1 protein-coding gene and 1 pseudogene are annotated in these 805 nt (G+C 55.7%); both read right to left on the minus strand.

Annotated features, from left to right (window positions below):
• Positions 1–544, minus strand: a pseudogene (locus ACLFKU_RS43745) (hypothetical protein); the annotation flags it as partial.
• A partial coding sequence (locus ACLFKU_RS43750) for an SEC-C metal-binding domain-containing protein (protein WP_410853388.1) occupies positions 511–805 on the minus strand: 295 nt, incomplete at its 5' end. The pseudogene ACLFKU_RS43745 and the gene ACLFKU_RS43750, both read right to left, overlap by 34 nt.

Raw genomic sequence — 805 nt, forward strand, 5'->3', positions numbered from 1 at the left:
GTAATATTCTGATCTCTTGGAGCCAAGTCTCCAAGAGATCAGAATGGCCTGAATTGACGTCTGTCTGCATATGCTGCAGCAATCCAGAAAATGTATCAGGCGGCAAATTGGCTTTGCGAGCAATGTCGACCCATGCGTCCTCCGCTTCGGCAAGGTCTTCCGACCGCATTTCGATGAGGTTCAGACAGCAAAGATAGCCGAGGGTGGAACTACGCGCGACATCTGAAAACATGCTCACGAGCGACGCCGTACCAATGAGTGGATGCGCAGTCACGATATGCTCTTCCGCAAGGCCGAGTTTCCGTAAACATGTCGCTATGAGCGAATAGTGAGAATATTCCTCAGTGAGATAACGACTTAGGAGTCCAGCGGCAAAATCATCCTCGGCAGAGTTGATGGCGGCCCCAATGTGTCGTGTGCTCAACCGCACGAAGTGATACGTCTCCAGAAGAATCCCGATAATCAGGTCTCGAGTCGGTGCAGATTTTAGCAGACCAATGTGTTGCCTGATCAGTGAAACGTCGGCGAACTGGCCATGCAGCAATGCTTGTGCTTGCGGCCACTACCGCACGGGCACGGCTCGTTGCGTCCGACTTTCGGTTCTTCCCGGCGCATGGGCAGACGCGCCGGGATGTGCGCCAGTGCCCGCCGATGTGGCTCGAAGTAACGGTAGATGTGGGTCAGCCCGGCGATCATCGTCTCCAGCAGTCCCTCGCGCTTCTCCGCAGGGATCGATGGTGGCCGCATCTGCGGGTCGGGATTGTGTTCATGATGCAGCATCATGATCGGGATCATCGGCCCGCCG

Origin of the sequence: Paraburkholderia sp. EG304, assembly GCF_046543485.1 — a bacterium.
Taxonomy (GTDB): Bacteria; Pseudomonadota; Gammaproteobacteria; order Burkholderiales; family Burkholderiaceae; genus Paraburkholderia; species Paraburkholderia youngii.